The 15,841-nt window shown below is 64.6% G+C and carries 12 protein-coding genes; 5 read left to right on the top strand and 7 right to left on the bottom strand.

Features of this window, described 5'->3' with window-relative positions; genetic code table 11:
* Positions 1-5: 5 nt before the first annotated feature.
* From ftsA to lpxC, 3 genes are all read left to right on the top strand, one after another.
* Entirely contained in the window at positions 6-1,241 is a 1,236-nt protein-coding gene (ftsA, locus tag J2T07_RS14705; RefSeq protein ID WP_306850864.1) for a cell division protein FtsA, read from the top strand.
* Positions 1,242-1,376: 135 nt separating this feature from the next.
* Complete coding sequence (gene ftsZ / locus J2T07_RS14700; protein ID WP_306850863.1) at positions 1,377-2,561, top strand: cell division protein FtsZ; 1,185 nt, start codon at positions 1,377-1,379, stop codon at positions 2,559-2,561.
* A 327-nt stretch (positions 2,562-2,888) separates the two neighbouring features.
* Positions 2,889-3,800, top strand: a complete 912-nt coding sequence (gene lpxC, locus J2T07_RS14695) for a UDP-3-O-acyl-N-acetylglucosamine deacetylase (RefSeq protein ID WP_306850862.1) — start codon at positions 2,889-2,891, stop codon at positions 3,798-3,800.
* A gap of 398 nt (positions 3,801-4,198) precedes the next feature.
* Here the strand turns inward: lpxC and J2T07_RS14690 are convergent, their stop codons facing one another.
* On the bottom strand, positions 4,199-4,657 hold the full coding sequence (locus J2T07_RS14690; RefSeq protein ID WP_306850861.1) for a DUF721 domain-containing protein: 459 nt from the start codon (positions 4,655-4,657) through the stop codon (positions 4,199-4,201).
* Positions 4,658-4,688: 31 nt separating this feature from the next.
* Between J2T07_RS14690 and J2T07_RS14685 the strand changes: the two genes are divergently transcribed.
* Together J2T07_RS14685 and secA are read left to right on the top strand one after the other, a co-directional pair.
* A complete protein-coding gene (locus tag J2T07_RS14685) occupies positions 4,689-5,627 on the top strand; it encodes a M23 family metallopeptidase (protein WP_306850860.1) in 939 nt (312 codons plus the stop codon).
* 130 nt (positions 5,628-5,757) lie between these two features.
* A complete protein-coding gene (secA, locus tag J2T07_RS14680) occupies positions 5,758-8,472 on the top strand; it encodes a preprotein translocase subunit SecA (RefSeq protein ID WP_306850859.1) in 2,715 nt (904 codons plus the stop codon).
* A 192-nt stretch (positions 8,473-8,664) separates the two neighbouring features.
* Here the strand turns inward: secA and J2T07_RS14675 are convergent, their stop codons facing one another.
* From J2T07_RS14675 to J2T07_RS14650, 6 genes are read right to left on the bottom strand one after another with little or no spacing between them, the layout of a single operon-like run.
* The gene (locus J2T07_RS14675; protein WP_306850858.1) at positions 8,665-9,516 is read right to left on the bottom strand and encodes a symmetrical bis(5'-nucleosyl)-tetraphosphatase; all 852 of its coding nucleotides are present in this window, start codon (positions 9,514-9,516) and stop codon (positions 8,665-8,667) included.
* 57 nt (positions 9,517-9,573) lie between these two features.
* Entirely contained in the window at positions 9,574-9,957 is a 384-nt protein-coding gene (apaG, locus tag J2T07_RS14670) for a Co2+/Mg2+ efflux protein ApaG (RefSeq protein ID WP_306850857.1), read from the bottom strand.
* Between the two features lie 53 nt (positions 9,958-10,010).
* Positions 10,011-10,790, bottom strand: a complete 780-nt coding sequence (gene rsmA / locus J2T07_RS14665; RefSeq protein ID WP_306850856.1) for a 16S rRNA (adenine(1518)-N(6)/adenine(1519)-N(6))-dimethyltransferase RsmA — start codon at positions 10,788-10,790, stop codon at positions 10,011-10,013.
* Positions 10,787-11,782, bottom strand: a complete 996-nt coding sequence (gene pdxA / locus J2T07_RS14660; RefSeq protein ID WP_306850855.1) for a 4-hydroxythreonine-4-phosphate dehydrogenase PdxA — start codon at positions 11,780-11,782, stop codon at positions 10,787-10,789. The genes rsmA and pdxA overlap by 4 nt, the downstream gene beginning before the upstream one ends.
* A 7-nt stretch (positions 11,783-11,789) precedes the next feature.
* The gene (locus J2T07_RS14655; RefSeq protein ID WP_306850854.1) at positions 11,790-13,157 is read right to left on the bottom strand and encodes a peptidylprolyl isomerase; all 1,368 of its coding nucleotides are present in this window, start codon (positions 13,155-13,157) and stop codon (positions 11,790-11,792) included.
* Positions 13,158-13,188: 31 nt separating this feature from the next.
* Complete coding sequence (locus tag J2T07_RS14650) at positions 13,189-15,705, bottom strand: LPS-assembly protein LptD (RefSeq protein ID WP_306850853.1); 2,517 nt, start codon at positions 15,703-15,705, stop codon at positions 13,189-13,191.
* Between the last annotated feature and the right edge of the window lie 136 nt (positions 15,706-15,841).

Below are 15,841 nucleotides of genomic sequence, written 5' to 3'. Positions count from 1 at the left end.
TAACCATGAGAAACAAGAACGACAAACAGCTCGTCGTCGGCCTCGACATCGGAACCTCGAAGGTGGTCGCGATCGTGGGCGAGTACGAGCCGGGCGAACCGATCGAGGTGATCGGCATCGGCACGCACGTCTCGCGCGGCATGAAGCGTGGATCGGTGGTCGACATCGAGTCCACCGTGCATTCCATCCAGCGCGCCGTGGAGGAAGCCGAATTGATGGCGGGTTGCGATATCCGCTCGGTGTACGCCTCTATCTCGGGTAGCCACCTGGAAACACGCAACTCGCACGGCACCGCGGCCATCCGTGACCGAGAGGTGATGTCGGCCGATCTCGAGCAGGTGCTGGAAGCCGCCAGCGCGGTAGCCATCCCGGCGGACCGCAAGGTCCTCTACAAGGAATCGCAGGAATATCGCATCGACGGCCAGGATGGTATCCGCCACCCGGTCGGCATGAGTGGCGTGCGCCTGGAAGCCAGCGTGCACCTCGTGACCGGCGCGGCGAGCGCGGTGCAGAACATCTCCAAGTGCATCCAGCGATGCGGCCTGTCCGTCGATGAACTCGTTCCGGCCGCTGTCGCCAGCGCCAAGGCGGTGCTTACCGAGGACGAACTGGAACTGGGCGTCTGCCTCGTCGACATCGGCGCGGGCACCACCGATATCGCCATCTACACGCAGGGCGCGATCCGCTACACCAAGTCGTTGCCGGTGGGTGGCGACCAGGTCACCAACGACATCGCCTACGGTGTCCACACGCCGACGGCCCACGCGGAAGAGATCAAGATCAAGTACGCCTGTGCGCTTGCCCAGCTCGCGCACGCGGAAGAAACCATCCAGGTGCCCAGCGTAGGCGATCGTCCGCCGCGCCGTCTCGCCCGGCAGGCGCTCGCGCAGTCGGTGCAGGCGCGCTACGAGGAGATCTTCGAGATGGTGCAGGACGAACTGCGCCGCTCGGGCTACGAAAGCCTCGTCGCGGCGGGCATCGTGCTGACCGGCGGCGCCTCGCGCATGGAAGGTGCGCTGGAACTGGCCGAAGAGATCTTCCACAAGATGGTCCGCATCGGGGTCCCGCAGCATGTCTCGGGCCTGGGCGACGTCGTTTCCAGCGAACTCCATTCGACCGGCGTGGGCCTGCTTCTGCATGGCTCGCGGTCGAGCGGTGGTTCGCGTCACGCGAGTTCGGCTGCCGGCAATGTCGGCAGTGTGGTCGAGAAGTTCCGAAGCTGGTTCACCAAGAACTTCTGAGTTCGTTTCACCGGATCGTCGGTGCCCGATGGAAGGGGGGTGCCGGGGCACGAGGAAGGCCCGCAACCCGCGGCCGACAGGAGTCGGACGCGGGACATAAACCAAAAAAACTAAAAGTTCTGCGGAGGACGGGAAATGTTCGAACTGATCGAAAAACTGGCACCGAATGCGGTCATCAAGGTCATCGGCGTGGGCGGTGGCGGCGGCAACGCCGTGGCCCACATGGTGAATTCCAACATCGAAGGCGTCGAGTTCGTCGTCGCCAACACCGACGCGCAGGCGATGAAGAGCTGCGCCTCGCGCACGCACCTCCAGCTTGGTGGCAATGTCACCAAGGGCCTGGGTGCCGGCGCGAATCCGGAAGTCGGCCGTCAGGCCGCGCTGGAAGATCGTGAGCGCATCGAGGAAATGCTCGAAGGTGCCGACATGGTCTTCATCACCGCCGGCATGGGCGGTGGTACGGGTACCGGCGCGGCGCCGGTCGTGGCGCAGCTGGCGAAAGAGAAGGGCATCCTGACGGTCGCGGTCGTGACCAAGCCGTTCCCCTTCGAAGGCCGTCGTCGCATGCAGGTGGCCCTCAAGGGTATCGAGGACCTCTCCCAGCACGTCGACTCGCTGATCACCGTGCCGAACGAGAAACTGCTCTCGGTGCTGGGCCGGGAAGTGACCTTGCTCAATGCTTTCAAGGCAGCCAACGACGTGCTCCAAGGCGCGGTCCAGGGCATCGCCGACCTGATCACGGCCCCGGGCCTGATCAACGTCGACTTCGCCGACGTCCGCACCGTCATGAGCGAGATGGGCATGGCGATGATGGGCTCGGGCACCGCCCGTGGCGACGATCGCGCCCAGGCCGCCGCGGAGGCGGCGATCAACAACCCGCTGCTCGAGGACGTGAACCTCGCCGGTGCCTGCGGCATCCTGGTCAACGTGACCGCCGGACCGAACCTCACCATGCGCGAGTTCGACGAGATCGGCCGGGTGATCCACGATTTCGCCTCGGAAGACGCGACCGTCGTGATCGGTACGTCGCTCGATCCGGAAATGCAGGACGACGTTCGCGTGACGGTTGTCGCCACGGGCCTGAACCGCGGCGTCACCGCCAAGCAGCCGATCCGCCAGCCGGTCCAGCAGCAGGTGGAAATGCGCCAACGTCCGCGTCCGGTCGTGCTGCGCACGGGTACCGGCAACGAGGTGGTCGACTACGCCCAGGCCGACGCGATGCCGTCGGTCCGGTCGGAACCCGCCCAGCCGCAGAAGAACGCGGAACCGGCCATCGATTACCTGGATATCCCGGCGTTCCTGCGCCGCCAGGCCGACTGACCGGCACTCACCGCTGAAGGCACGTTAAGGAAAACGTGAGGCCGACCCGGCATGATGCCGGGCCGCCCGGTGCCCCGCCGCCATCCCGTTCCGGGTGGCGGGGCACCGCCGTGCCTCGACAGGAAAACCTGCAAGTGATATCAATCATTTGCAAGTCGTTGAATGAGCGCCAATTCAGTCGCAAGCCAGATGAGAATGGGTCTCGGATCTTGCTGAAGGAACGGTGAAGCAATGCTGGACTGTACCGTCCGGTTTGTTTATTCCGAGGTTAAGACTGTGTTAGCATGTTCGCCACTTTAGGCTGCTGCCAACAAGGTTCGACCCAACATGATCAAGCAGCGCACGCTCAAGAACATCATTCGTGCCACGGGCGTCGGCCTCCATACCGGCGACAAGGTGTACATGACGCTTCGTCCCGCGGCGCCGAACACGGGCATCGTGTTCCGCCGTACCGATCTCAATCCGCCGGTCGAATTGCATTCGCGCCCGGAGAACGTCGGTGACACGCGTCTTTCCACCACCCTGATCAATGGCGACGTTCGCGTGTCGACCGTGGAGCACCTGCTCTCGGCGATGGCCGGTCTCGGTATCGATAACGCCTACGTCGACCTCTCGGCGCCTGAAGTGCCGATCATGGACGGCAGCGCCGGTCCGTTCGTGTTCCTGATCCAGTCCGCCGGCATCGAGGAACAGGATGCGGCCAAGCGCTTCATCCGCATCAAGAAGCCGGTGATCGTGCAGGACGGTGACAAGTGGGCCAAGCTCGAGCCGTTCGACGGCTTCAAGGTCGGCTTCTCCGTCGAATTCGATCACCCGCTGTTCAACAAGCGCAATTCGCAGGCCGAGATGGACTTCTCGACGACGTCGTTCGTCAAGGAAGTCAGCCGTGCCCGCACGTTCGGCTTCATGCGCGACATCGAAATGCTCCGTGAGCGCAATCTCACGCTTGGTGGCTCGATGGACAACGCCGTGGTGCTCGACGACTACCGCGTGCTCAACGAAGACGGCCTCCGTTATGACAACGAGTTCGTCAAGCACAAGATCCTCGACGCCATCGGCGACATCTACATGCTGGGCCACAGCCTGATTGGCGCGTACTCCGCGCACAAGTCGGGCCACGAGCTCAACAACAAGCTGCTCCGCAGCCTGATGGCCGATGTCACGGCATGGGAAGAAGTCAGCTTCAAGGATCCGGCCAAGGCGCCGATCTCCTACGCCCATCCCGCCCAGGCGGTGTAAGGCGTCGCCCCTCGGGGCGAACAAGACGCCCTTCGGGCTATCCGTTTCTCGTTGGTGGGGCTCGGGGTTTGTGGGAGCCAAGGTTGTGAAACCCGGCTTGTGGCACCCAAAGTTTCTGGAACCGCGTCTGTGCGGAGCCGGCTTTGTCGGCCATGGGCGCTTGCCGTGACCTGCCCCGCTGCCGCGCGGGGTCGCCGACAAGGTCGGCTCCCACCAGGGCCCGTAACGCCCGTAACGCACGCCTCCAGGAAACCATGAGACCACGCGTGATCCACGTCACGTCAGTGAAATTTACGTGCAATTTAGGCATTCCGGCGCTTCATGCGTGCTATAAAGTTCGCCGCCCTCGCCGGTCCGTGGCTGCTTACGGATCCGCGAAGGTGAATGCAAGCATAGGATTATTCTGAGTTTTCGGCCTTGGAGGCCAATTCAAGGAACAGATCCCGCAACGTGGGGTCGGAGAGTGACGCCGCGGCGCTCCGAAGATGTCGGGCCGCCGAGGTGGAAAGCGGTTTGTGCCGGTCGGGGATCACCTCCACGGGCGGCAGGGGGGCCACTTTCACGGCAACCGAGTGGGCCTTCGCGCCGATGGCGCGAGCGGCTTCGAGGATTTGCGCCTGGTAAAGGCGTACCCGCGAAGCCCAGGCCGACGAGGGCGCAAGGAAGACGAGCCTGCCATCGCGCAGGTCCGCGAAGCGGACCTGGTCACGCAATGGCGAGGGCAGCGTCGCGCGCAGCTGGCGGTCCAGTTGGTCGAGTTCGCGGGCTCGTTGGGCCAGCGACGCGACAGGCCCGAACTCCGTGATGGACGTCAGTCCACGCGTGGAGCGGCGGGGCGGCTGGGATGGCGGTGGCATGGGCCGGCTTTAACTATTCGATATGGAACGTATGCAGATCATACTCGTGTCTCGTGGCCTGAAAGGGCCGAAAACGCTCGACCTGACTTGTCGGCGCCTGCGCTGCAAGTTCGCACTGATGGCCATCGCCGGTTTCGTAGGTATCGCCTGTGTCGGCGCGGCGGTGGCACTCGCGGTGGCGAGTCCGAAGGAGCGCGCGCTCGGCGATATCGGCAGCCTGGCACAGCGCGTCGGTGACCAGGACGCACGGGTCGCGGAGATCAAGCGGGACGCCCAGCGCGATCTGGACGCGCTGGCCGTCAAACTGGGCCAGCTCCAGGCTCAATCCGTTCGTCTCAATGCTCTCGGAGAACGCCTCACCCAGGTCGGCAAGCTCGATGACGGCGAATTCAACTTCGACGAGGAGCCGGGCCAGGGCGGCCCGGAACTCACCACCGGTGCCGATGTGCCGGCGTACGCCTTGCCGGCGTCGCTCGACAAGAGCATCGACCAGCTTTCCGGCCAGTTCGACACCCAGCAAGCCCAGCTCGAAGCGCTGCGCGACATGCTGATGGACCGTACGATCGAATCGAGTCTTCGGCCTACCGGCATGCCGGTGAATGGCTATATCTCCTCGTATTTCGGAGGGCGGCCGGACCCTTTCAGTGGTCACGCCGCCCGCCACACGGGCATCGACATCGCCGCGCCGACAGGTACGCCCGTGACGGCGGTCGCCGAAGGGATGGTCACGTTCGCCGGTCAGCGCAGCGGCTATGGCGACGTAGTCGAAATCGACCACGGCAATGGCTACATGACCCGGTACGCTCATAACAGCCTCATCCTGGTGCACCCCGGGCAGCGCGTCCGGATCGGCGATGCCATCGCGAAAGCCGGGTCCACGGGGCGCTCCACCGGGTCGCACGTCCATTTCGAGGTCTGGTACCACGACCGCGTGGTAAACCCGCTGGCCTACGTCCGCAGCCATCGCTGACAAGGCTTGAATCCGGCCCGGCCCGCCGCCACCCCGAGGAAAGCCGGGGACGCCCGTAGTATGATCGTCCCTTCGTGCCGCCCGGCCATGGCCGGGCGGCAGCCCTTTTCGCTTCAGATCCGGATGATCGATGTTCAATCGTGCCCTGACGAGTATTTTCGGCAGCCGTAACGAGCGTGTCCTGCGCGACCTCTCCAAGACGGTCAAGCGCATCAACGCCCTCGAGCCGGAGTACGAAAAGCTTTCCGACGACGCCCTCCGTGGGAAGACCGAGGAATTCCGCCAGCGCCTCGCCGCCGGTGAGACCCTCGACAAACTGCTGCCCGAAGCCTTCGCGGTCACCCGCGAGGGGGCCAAGCGCGTCCTCGGCATGCGCCATTACGACGTGCAGCTGATCGGCGGCATGGTCCTGCACGGTGGCCGGATCGCGGAAATGCGCACCGGTGAAGGCAAGACCCTCGTCGGCACCTTGCCTGTGTACCTCAACGCCCTGGAAGGCAAGGGCGTACACGTGGTCACCGTGAACGACTATCTGGCCCGCCGTGACTCGGCGCAGATGGGCAAGCTCTACAACTTCCTCGGCCTCAGCGTCGGCGTCGTGTATCCGGGCATGGACCACGCCGACAAGCGTAGTGCCTACCAGGCCGACATCACCTACGGCACCAACAACGAGTTCGGTTTCGACTACCTGCGCGACAACATGGCGCTCAGCAAGGAACAGCGCAACCAGCGCGGCCTGCACTACGCCATCGTCGACGAAGTGGATTCGATCCTGATCGACGAGGCTCGCACGCCCCTGATCATCTCCGGTCCCGCGGAGGATTCCCCGCAGCTGTATATCGCGGTGAACAAGATCGTGCCGGGCCTGACGCGTCAGGAAAAGGAAGACGGCCCGGGCGACTATTTCGTCGACGAGAAGCAGAAGCAAGTGCACATGTCCGAAGAGGGCATGGAACACGCCGAGCAACTGCTGCGCGAGGCGGGTGTCATCGATCCCGATAGCGGGCTGTACGACTCGAAGAATCTCGCCGTCGTCCATCATATGAACGCGGCGCTGCGCGCCAACGCCATCTACCAGCGCGACGTCGACTACATCGTCCGCGATGGCGAAGTCATCATCGTCGACGAGTTCACCGGCCGTACGCTGGCGGGCCGTCGCTGGTCGGACGGCCTGCACCAGGCGGTGGAAGCGAAGGAGGGCGTGCCCATCCAGCGCGAGAACCAGACCCTGGCGACGGTCACGTTCCAGAACCTGTTCCGCATGTACAAGAAGCTGGCCGGCATGACCGGTACGGCCGATACGGAAGCGTACGAGTTCCAGACCGTCTATGGCCTGGAAGTCGTCGTGATCCCGACGCACAAGCCGATGATCCGCGTGGACAACCCGGATTCCGTGTTCCTCGGACAGGAAGCGAAGTACAAGGCGGTCATCGCCGACATCAAGGCGTGCCACGAACGCGGCCAGCCGGTGCTCGTGGGTACCGCTTCCATCGATGTCTCGGAACTGGTGTCGGGTCTGCTCAAGAAGGAGCGCATCCCGCACGAGGTGCTCAACGCGAAGCAGCACGAGCGCGAAGCGCACATCGTGGCCCAGGCGGGCGCTCCCGGCGCGGTGACCATCGCGACGAACATGGCCGGCCGCGGTACGGATATCGTGCTCGGCGGCAGCCTCGAGGCGGCACTCGCCACCTTGCCTGAAACGGCATCGGATGCGGAGCGCCAGAAGGTTCGAGACGACTGGAAGAAGCGCCATGAACAGGTCCTCACCGCGGGCGGCCTGCACATCATCGGCACCGAGCGTCACGAATCCCGCCGTATCGACAACCAGCTGCGTGGCCGTTCGGGCCGCCAGGGCGACCCGGGTTCCTCGCGTTTCTACCTGTCGCTGCAGGACAACCTGATGCGCATCTTCGGCGGCGAGCGCATCGGCCGCTGGATGCAGATGTTCGGCATGAAGGAAGACGAGGCGCTGGAAGATCGCCTGATCACGCGCCAGATCGAGAAGGTGCAGCGCAAGGTCGAGCAGCACAACTTCGACATCCGCAAGAACCTCCTCGAGTTCGACGACGTTGCGAACGACCAGCGCAAGGTCATCTACGCGCAGCGCGACGAACTGCTGGAGACCGACGATATCTCCGACATGATCGGTGACATCCGCCAGGACGTCGTCGTCGGTTTGGTACGCAAGTACGTACCCGCGGACAGCATCGACGACCAGTGGGACATCGCCGCCCTCGATCGCGAACTGGCTAGCGACCTGAATCTGCGCCTCGACCTCGTTCAGTGGGTCGAGGCGCAGAAAGACATCGACGCCGACGGCATCCTCGACCATGTGCGCGAGGCGGTGGACGGCATGTTCGCCGAGAAGGAGGCCCAGGTCGGTGCGGAAACCATGCGCTCGCTCGAAAAGCACGTGATGCTCTCGGTAGTCGACAACGCATGGAAGGAACACCTCGCCAGCATGGATTACCTGCGCCAGGGCATCTACCTGCGCGGCTATGCGCAGAAGCAGCCGAAGCAGGAGTTCAAGCGCGAGTCGTTCGAATTGTTCGCCGAGATGCTCGATCGCATCAAGCTCGAAGTCGTGCAGATGCTCGCGCGCATCCGCATCCGCAGTGAGGAAGAAGTGCTCGCGATGGAAGCGGAACAGCAACGCGCTGCCGAGACACAGCGCCTGCAGTTCCAGCATGCCGACGCACAGGCCATGGGCCAGGGCGGCGGCAACGCGGAGTCCGAGCCGGCGATGGCGCCCATCTTGAACGACGGCCCCAAGGTCGGCCGCAACGACCCCTGTCCCTGTGGGTCGGGCAAGAAGTACAAGCACTGCCACGGCCAGTTGAGCTGATACGAAAGAACAGGACTGCGTCGAACTTGTATCGCAGCCATGAAGGCGCTCCTCATCCGAGGAGCGCCTTTTTTCTGGCTCTCCGCTGGACCTTCGGGTACTGCGGCTCGGCTCCCCCTGCCCCGACGCATAAACAACCGCGATGGCGAAGCCGAGCCTTGATATCCGGACCTCCACATCGGGCGAAAAGCGTCAGTCGCCGCCGCCCTTGGGTTTCTGCCGATACGGTTCCGCATCGACGGTGACGTAGACCGGCTCGGGCACGTCGATGCGCATGGCGGTGAGTTGGCCGCCCCACACGCAACCCGTGTCGATCGCATAGACGCCCAGGCCCGCGAAGCGTCCCAGCGCGGACCAGTGCCCGCAGACGATCTTCGTCTCGCGGCGACGCATCCCCGGTACTTCGAACCATGGGTACATGCCGGGCTTCTGTGTGCCGGGAATGCCCTTGCCTTCGAAATCGATGCGGCCGTTGACGTCGCAATAGCGCATGCGCGTGAGCGTGTTGATCGTGGCGCGGTGGCGCTCGACGCCCTGCAGCCGATTGTTCCAGCCGGGAGGACGATTGCCGAAGAGGTTCTTGAGCAAACGCTGATGACGGGGGCCGCCGAGTTCGCGTTCCACTTCCAGCGCGGCCCGCTGGGCCTGGCGCAAGGTCCAGATCGGTGCCAGGCCGGCATGGACCATCGTCCAGCCGAGTTCTTCATCGTTATGCAGCAGCTTTTGCATGCGCAGCCATTCGAGAAGCACCGGCGCGTCATCCGCGAACAGCACTTCACGCAGCTCGGGGTTCACCCGCGCCTGCGCATCTTCGCGACGTTGGCCGATCGCCAGCAACGAGAGGTCGTGGTTGCCGAGCGTGATGACCGCCTGGTCGCGCAGCGAGTGGATCAGGCGCAACGTGGCCAACGACTCGCCGCCTCGATTCACCAGGTCGCCGCAGAACCACAGCCGGTCGTTGGCCGGGTCGAAGCGAAGCTTCTCCAGCAGGCGCTGGAGTTCGGGGTAGCAACCCTGGACGTCGCCGATCGCGTAGACGGCCATCAGTACTGGTGCTCCGTGATGCCGTTCCCGGCGTGCGCACTATCCATGGGTTCGATCCTAGTGGAGCGTGCGCGGGATCGAAAGCACGAATGCCGGGATGGGTGCATCGAAATGCGTTCCATCGTCGGCGACCATGCGATAGCTGCCTTCCATGGTACCGACCGCGGTTTCGAGCACGGCGCCCGAGGTGTACTCGAAGGTGTCGCCTGGCCGCATCCACGGTTGCTCGCCGACGACGCCGTCGCCGCGTACTTCTTCGACCTTGCCGTTCGCATCGGTGATCAGCCAGTGCCGCGTGAGCAACTGAGCGCCAGTGTCGCCGACGTTGCGCAGCGTGATCGTATAGGCGAACACGTAGCGGTTGTCGGTCGGTTGCGATTGGTCGGGAACGAAGCGGGACGCGACCTCCACGTCGATCGTGTAAGGGGATTTGGAATTCATGCCGCGATTGTCAGGGACGGGGAGGGGGTGGGCAAGTGAGTCCGCAGCAGGCTTCACATGGCATTCGCGAGTTTCACGAAGTCCCCGGGGGCCAAGGTCTCCGCACGTGCACGCGGATCGATCCCGAGTTCACGAATGGTCGCCTCGTCGACCAGGCCCTTCAGCGTGTTCGTGAGCGTCTTCCTGCGCATCGCGAAGGCGGCCTTCACGACCGTGTGAATTTTCGCCGGATCGCCCTTGGGCAGCTGATCCGGGGCCAGGGGTACCAGGCGGACCACGGCGGAATCCACCTTGGGTGGCGGCCGGAAGGCTCCCGGGGGCACCGTGAAGAGCGGCGTCACCTTGCAGGCGAGCTGGAGCATCACGCTCAACCGGCCGTAGACCTTGCTGCCAGGCTCGGCGGCCATGCGATCCACGACCTCCTTCTGGAGCATGAAATGCATGTCCTGGATCGCCGCCGAATGCTCTACACAGTGGAAGAGGATGGGGCTGGAAATGTAATAGGGCAGGTTGCCCGCGATACGCAGCCGCTCGGCGCCGAGTTCCCGGGCGAGTTGGCTGAAATCGACCTTGAGCACATCCGAATGGACGATCTTCAACTCGCCGATCGCCGCTGCTCGCGCCTGCAGGCCCGGAATCAGGTCGGTATCCAGTTCGATGGCCGTCATCTTTCGGGCCACGGCGAGCAGGGGCAGGGTCATCGCGCCTTCGCCGGGGCCGATCTCGACGACGGTGTCGCCATCCTTCGGCGCGATGGAGGCGACGATGCGTTCGATATAACGCTTGTCGTGCAGGAAGTGCTGTCCGAAGCTTTTCTTGGGGCGTGCGTTCATGGGTGGCCCCGGTGGCGGGCGAGATCGATGGCGAGGCGCGTGGCGGCGAACAGGCTGGCTGGATCCGCCTGGCCCGTACCGGCAAGGTCGAGCGCCGTACCGTGGTCGACCGACGTGCGTATGAAGGGCAGGCCCAGGGTCACGTTCACGGTTCGATCGAACGCCTCGCTCTTGAGCACGGGCAAGGCCTGGTCGTGATACATGGCCAGCACCGCGTCGTAGCGTTCACGCATGGCGGGGACGAAGGCGGTGTCGGCCGGGAGCGGTCCGATCAGGTCCATGCCTTCGCCACGGAGGCGCTCCAGCAAGGGGATGATCGAGTCGATCTCCTCGCGGCCCATGTGACCCCCTTCACCCGCATGCGGGTTCAGGCCGAGCACCGCGATGCGTGGATGGGCCAGGCCGAAAAGCGAAGTCAATGCTCCGGCGACGATGCGCAACGTGCGCTCTATCAAGGCCGGCGTGACGGCCGCGGGGACCGCGGACAGTGGCAGGTGCGTCGTGGCCAGGGTTACCCGCAGTTCCGGACTGGCGAGCATCATCACGACTTCGGCACCCGTGCGCTCGGCGAAGAACTCCGTGTGGCCGCTGAAGGCGACGCCACCCTCATTGATGCTCGATTTCTGTACGGGGCCGGTAACCACGGCGTCGAAATCGCCGGTCATGCAGCCGTCCGCGGCCACGCGCAGAAGGTCGAGCACATGCTGCGCATTGCGTGGATCCGGACGGCCGAAATGGACATCGGCCCCAAGCGGCACGTGGTGAACCCGGACACGGCCAGCGGGACGCGAGGCGATGCGTGTTCCATCGTCGTCGATGATGTCGAGGTCGAGCCCGCAGAGGATAGCCGCGCGGCGAAGCAGGTCGCGATCCGTGATCGCGACGAGGTCGGCAGGGAGTTCGGTGGCCGCGAGGCGAGCGAGCAGCTCGGGTCCCACCCCGGCGGGCTCACCGGCGGTAACGGCGAGCCGTGGCAGGGTGGTGGTAGTCATCGGAGCATTACGGCGTGTTCGAGACCTGCTTTTCGTCGGGATCCTTCAGTTCCGGCACACGGATATCGACGAACGAGGTCGAGCGCAGTTCGCGCAAGTAGTTCTCGTAGGCCTCGTCCGCCTTGCGGTTACCGATGGCCTGACGGGCCTGGTCACGCTGGAGCTGGTCGGTGAGATCGCTCTGGCGGGTGCCGAGACGCTGCAGCACGATCCAGCCCGCATCGGTCTGGATCGGGTGCGACACCTCGCCGTCCTTCAGCTGATCGACCTGGGCGGCGATGGCCTGACCCCAGGCGTCCTTCACGAACCAGCCCATGTCGCCGCCATTGTTCGCCGTGGTGTTGTCCTTGGACTCGTCCTTGGCGACCTTGGCGAAGTCTTCCTTCTTGTCGACGACGCGGGTGTAGATGTCCTGCGCCTTCTTCTCCGCCTGCTCCGGAGTCACGATCTCGGAAGGCTTGATGAGGATCTGGCGTGCGTGGTACTCGGTGACGATCTGCCGGCCCGGCTGGCGGGTTTCCACCAGCTTGAGGATATGGAAGCCGGTCGGGCCGCGCAGGGCCGCCGTGTTCTCGCCAGCCTTCAGCGACGACACGGCATCGGCGAACGCCGGCGGGACTTCGTCGAGGCGCCGCCAACCGAGATCGCCGCCATCGAGGGCGTCGGGAGCATCGGAGTAGCGAATGGCCGCGGCGTTGAAATCCATACCGCCCTGGATCGCCTTGATCGCTTCCTCGGCCTTCGCCTGGGCCTGGGCGATGTCGCTGGCGCCGCCGCCGGCCGGGGTGCTGATCTGGATGTGCGCGAGGTGGACCTCGCCGGCCTTGTAGGTCGGGCTGGCGAGCAGGTTGTTCACTTCGGCGTCGGTGACCGTGACCTGGTCGCGGACGATGCTTTCGTGCAGCTTCTGCGCGACGATCTGGTCGGACAGCTGCTGGCGGAAGGCGGCATAGCTGTAGCCGTCCTGCTCGACCGCCGCGCGCAGCTGGTCGAGACTCATCTTGTTCTGCTGGGCCACGTTGGCGGCGGCCTGGTCCACGTCCTGGTCGGACACGCGGATGCCCTGGTCGTTGGCGCGCTGGACCTGCAACTTCATGAGGACCAGGCGGTCGAGCACCTGACGGGCGAGGACGTCCTTGGGCGGCAACTGGGCCGGATTCGATGCGTACTGCCGCACGATGGCGTTGATCGCCTCGTCGAGCTCGCTCTGCAGGATGACGTCTTCTTCCACGACCGCGACGATGCGGTCGAGCGACCCATTGCCGACGCTCGCGCCCTGTGACGGCTGGGTCGAAGGCAGCAACTGGGCCTGGGCGGAAGGCACGGCCACGAGCAGGGAAGTGGCGAGCAGGGAGTACGCGAGGATCTGCTTCATCGAATAGGGAGCCCGGGGCGCCTGCCCCATGTTATTGATAGCCAAGGATAGCACGCCGCAGGTACTGGCCCGATTGCGGGTTGAGCGAGCCAATGCCCTTGAATTCCACCTCGAACATGATCGCGTTGGCCGTGGAACGGGTGTAGTCGTGTACGTAGTGGCGGCCGAGTATGCGGATGGCTACGCAGCAGCTGTCGTATTCGACGCCCGCGGCCGCCTCGAGCGTCCGGTGCGAGAACGTGAAGGTATTGAACGTGCCGACGCCGGTGACGGTGGTGGGCAGGATGTCGCGACGTGCGTACACCCACCGAGCCAGCGCGCGCCAACGATCGGACACGGGAAAGACCACCGATGTGTCGAATTGTTCCATCACGTTGCGACGGTACCGGTACGAGAAGTTGAGGATGCCGTCGCCCTTGATCCGACGCTGCAACTGGATCGTCGCCAGGTCCGTGTCACGGCCCTGCTGGAAGGCCTGGCCATCCTCGTTCAGGTACGGGCTCGGCTTCTTGTTCGGGTTCCACTGGTAGGAACTGTTCAGGCGCCACTTGTCGTTGAACTGGATGCCGAGCTGGGCGATGTAGTCCGACCGGCTGAAGTCGGTCGGCAGGACACCGGGCATCTGCACTTTCTGGTCGCTGAAGTACTTGATCTGGCCGATGCTGGCCGATAGCCGCTCCACGCCGCTGTCGTCGAGCAGGCGGGTGGTCAAGGCCGCAGTCAGGTTGTTCGCGTCCATCTGGCGGTCGGCGCCGGAGAAGCGGTTGGTGGTGAACAACTGCCAGAAGTCGAACGACATCTCGTTGGTGTCGAACGTGGGCAGGTTGGTCTGGTTACGGTATGGCACGTACAGGTAGTACAGGCGCGGCTCGAGCGTCTGCGTGTAGGTGTTGCCGAACAGGCTGGTCTGCTTGTCGAAGATCAGGCCGGCATCCACGCTGCCGATGGGCAAGGAGCGCGACGGGCTTTGTTCGGCATAGTTGAAGTGCTGGTAGTCCGAATCGAGGCGGTAGGCCGTGTAGCGGTACTCGACGCGTGGCCGGACGAACCACGAGGCGCCGGAGAAGTCGGCGGAGAGGAAAGGAGCGATGTCCAGGCGGTTGCCGTCGACCTGGCCGGGGAAGCCCGGCGAGATCGGTGCCGGATCGCTCTTGCGGAATGCCACCGCCTCGGTGTCGATGCCGGCATCGAGCCAGCTGTTGAGCGGCGCGTCCAGGTTGAACGTGGCACGCGGCCAGCGGCGGTACGGCTCGACGTAGTTGGGCAGGCCCGCGTCGACGTTCTGGTAGTCGTCCGCGCCGATCGCGGCACTCCAGTACTTGCCACCCGTAGTGACGTAGGCGCTGGAAGAAAGCAGCCCCGTCGCCGACGAATAAAGATCGTTGCTGAAATCGCGGAAATACTGGTTGTCCGATGCCCGGTTGATGTTCGCCGAGAAGTTCCAGCCCTTCGCGATCGTCGTCGAGTTGGCGATCTGCAGCAGCCAGCGCTGGGTCGAGCCATCACGGTCGCTGGTATTGCTGATGTCGTCGTCCGGGCCCTTGTCGTGCGGCATGTACTGGAAGTCGAACGTGCCGTTGGACCGCGGCAGCAGGTAGCGGAATTCCCCACCCAGCATGGCGCCGCGATCGGAGTAGTACCCCGGGGTGATCGTCGCGTCGTAGTTCGGCGCGAGGTTCAGGTAGTAGGGCAGGTTGAGGAAGGTGCCCGAATGGCTCGACGACCCGAACGTCGGGTAGAGGAAGCCGCTCTTGCGCCGGTCGTCCAGCGGGAACGTGAAGTAGGGCAGGTACATGAACGGCACGTTCTTGTAGCGCATGGTCGCGCTGCGCGCCGTGCCGACGCCCGTCTCCTTGTTCAGGTTCATCGTCTTCGCGCGGAACTCCCACTGGTGGTTGCCCACGTCGCAGGTGGAGTAGGTGGCGAGGGTGAAGCGGCCGTGCTGCGGATCCATCACCTTCGCGTGGTCGGCCACGCCATTGCCACGCGATTGCAGGAGCTGGTAGCGGACATGGTCCGCGTCGCCCTGGTTGGGCGTGGTCGTGCCGGTCATCCGGTCGGCTGAAACCAGCATGCCCGCTTCCTGGTAGCGGACATTGCCGCGAGCGTCGTAGGCCGTGGAATCGGAGTTGTAGGTGACGTCGTCGGCACGCATCACCTGGTCGGCGCGCTCCAGGCGCACGCCGCCGGTCATGTGGTAGAGGTTCGGCTCGGGGCTCTCCACCTTGATGCCACCGATGTCACCGTCGAGGCCCGAGTGGATGTCGGTGACCGCCGTGTCACGCAGCGTGCTGTCCTTGGTGATGCCCGGCTCGTAGAAATCGAGCATCGCATTGGGGCGGCAGAGGACGTAGCTGACGGGCCTCGGCGGGCAGACGAACGAACCCAGGGCGCAGGTTTCCGCGGGCGCCGGCGTGTTCGCGCGGCTGTCCCCTTGGGTCGCGGCGGCCGTCTGGGCCGACGCGTCCCAGGCGGCGCCTGACACGATGAGGGCGACGGCGGTCGCCAGCAGGCGGCGTTTAGGCAGGATGCTGATGCGTGACGTCACAGGCTCGGTCTTGTCCGTTCGAAAGGCCGCCAACTTAGCAGAATCGCCAACCCCACCGCACGATGGCACGTCGCCCATGAGCATGATCCCTCGAAGGATGCGGCGGCGATCGCCGCACCGGCTGGACGAGCTTACA

Origin of the sequence: Luteibacter jiangsuensis (assembly GCF_030812295.1) — a bacterium.
Lineage (GTDB): Bacteria > Pseudomonadota > Gammaproteobacteria > Xanthomonadales > Rhodanobacteraceae > Luteibacter > Luteibacter jiangsuensis_A.
The sequence above is the reverse complement of the archived record's forward strand: the minus strand, read 5'-3'. Positions and strand labels throughout refer to the sequence as shown.